This is a genomic window from Streptomyces aurantiacus (genome assembly GCF_001418335.1).
Classification (GTDB): Bacteria; Actinomycetota; Actinomycetes; order Streptomycetales; family Streptomycetaceae; genus Streptomyces; species Streptomyces aurantiacus.
Genome location: NZ_LIPP01000557.1, coordinates 1 through 1,134, shown reverse-complemented (window position 1 = coordinate 1,134; position 1,134 = coordinate 1). Strand labels below are relative to the sequence as shown.

General features: G+C 71.3%; 1 protein-coding gene. It reads left to right on the top strand.

Annotation, left to right across the window (positions count from 1 at the left end):
- On the top strand, positions 1-1,007 hold a 1,007-nt coding region (locus AOK01_RS40220; protein WP_055520611.1), incomplete at its 5' end, for an acyl-CoA dehydrogenase family protein.
- Between the last annotated feature and the right edge of the window lie 127 nt (positions 1,008-1,134).

The following is a 1,134-nucleotide window of genomic DNA, read 5'->3' as shown; positions in this document are numbered from 1 at the left end:
GGTGGGGGGAGGAGGGGTACGGGAACCGGCGGGTCGGGATCGGTCGGCAGGTGGTGTGGGCCGAGGAGTACGCCCGGTCGGGTGCGCCCGCTCGCAGTGGGCACATCGGGGAGAAGCTGCTCGCCCCGACGCTCATCGCCCACGGCAGCGCGGAACAGAAGGCCCGCTTCCTGCCCCCGATCGCCTCCGGTGACGAACTCTGGTGCCAGGGCTACAGCGAACCAGGGGCCGGCTCCGACCTCGCGGGCATCCGTACGGAGGCCGTGCTGGACGCGGGCACGTACCGGATCAGCGGGCAGAAGATCTGGACCTCGCTGGCGCACGAGGCGGACTGGTGCTTCGTGCTGGCGCGTACGGAGGAGGGGTCCCGCAGGCATCGGGGCCTGAGTTTCCTGCTCGTGCCCATGGACCAGCCCGGCCGGATCGACGTCCGGCCGATCCGGCAGATGACCGGGACCAGCGAGTTCAACGAGGTCTTCTTCGACGGGGCGCACGCGCGCGCCGAGCATGTCGTCGGGGGCGCGGGCAACGGCTGGCAGGTCGCCATGAGCCTGCTCGGCTTCGAGCGCGGAGTCTCCACGCTGGCCCAGCAGATCGGCTTCGCCCAGGAGTTGTCGCGGGTGGTCGAGACGGCCGTCGCCACGGGAGCGGTCGACGACCCGGTCGTCCGTGACCTGCTCGTACGACAGTGGGCCGAGCTGCGCACCATGAGGTGGAACGCCCTGCGGACGCTGGGGAGTGCGGCGGACCGGGGTGCTCCCAGTGTGGCCAAGCTGCTGTGGGGCCGATGGCATCAGCGGCTCGGCGAACTGGCGATGCGGGTGCGGGGCGCGGATGCCGCGGTGGGGCCGACGGACTGGACGCCAGAGGCGCCGTACGAGCTCGACGCGCTCCAGCACCTGTTCCTGTTCAGCCGGGCCGACACCATCTACGGCGGCTCGGACGAGATCCAGCGCACGATCATTGCCGAGCGCGTGCTCGGCCTTCCCAGGGAAGCGAAGGGCTGAGATGGACGCGATGCGAGGTCTGACATGAGGGGCGTGATCTTCGACGGCCGGCAGACGCAGGTGGTGGACGACCTGGAGGTACGGGACCCGGGGCCGGGCGAGGTACTGGTCGCGGTCGCGGCGGCGG